Origin of the sequence: Exiguobacterium sp. s123, assembly GCF_018617075.1 — a bacterium.
GTDB classification, from domain to species: domain Bacteria; phylum Bacillota; class Bacilli; order Exiguobacteriales; family Exiguobacteriaceae; genus Exiguobacterium; species Exiguobacterium profundum.
Genome location: NZ_JACSJL010000023.1, coordinates 1 through 692, shown reverse-complemented (window position 1 = coordinate 692; position 692 = coordinate 1). Strand labels below are relative to the sequence as shown.

The following is a 692-nucleotide window of genomic DNA, read 5'->3' as shown; positions in this document are numbered from 1 at the left end:
TTCCTCATCTTCAACATTTGCCGAGTCTCTGGACACGATCCTATTTCGTCTCCACCGCTGGAAATGTATCGAGCGAAACGATTAAACGTTATGTCGAACAACAAAAGACAAGGGGGTGACACCGTGTCTCAGACGCTGACAGTTAACATTAAACTGAAGCCGACAAAAGAACAGGAAGTTGTTTTAAAAAGTATGGCAGAAACATATATCGAGACGGTCAATCAACTTATCTCTGATATGGTGGATGCTAAAGCGATGCTCAAATTGACAAGTAAAAGTGTTTGCGCTCATCTGCCTAGTGCCGTCAAGAACCAGGTCATCAAAGATGCCCAGAGTGTCTTCCGGAAAGTGAAGAAGTCGACATACAAGGTCGTCCCTGTCCTGAAGAAATCTTATTGCACATGGAACAACCAGAACTATTCGTTTGACTTCGAGTCAATCTCTCTTCCGATCATGGTAGATGGAAAAGCAAAGAAAACACCAATTAGAGCAGAAATGGTCGACAAACACAATCGCAACTTCTCGCTTCTGAATAACAAGCTGGGTACGCTTCGTATCACGAAGAAGTCAAATAAATGGATGGCTCAAATCGCCGTCACAATCCCCACGACGGAGAAGACCGGTACGAAGGTTCTTGGTGTCGACCTCGGTCTAAAAGTCCCGGCGGTCGCATCGACCGATTGCGACAAGGT

At 45.4% G+C, this 692-nt stretch carries 2 protein-coding genes; both read left to right on the top strand.

The window, feature by feature from the left end; translation table 11 throughout:
• A partial coding sequence (locus tag KNO72_RS15475) for a transposase (RefSeq protein ID WP_214758777.1) occupies window positions 1–119 on the top strand: 119 nt, incomplete at its 5' end.
• Between the two features lie 4 nt (window positions 120–123).
• Window positions 124–692: nuclease/transposase family protein (locus KNO72_RS15470; protein WP_483297349.1), on the top strand; the 569-nt coding region annotated here is incomplete at its 3' end.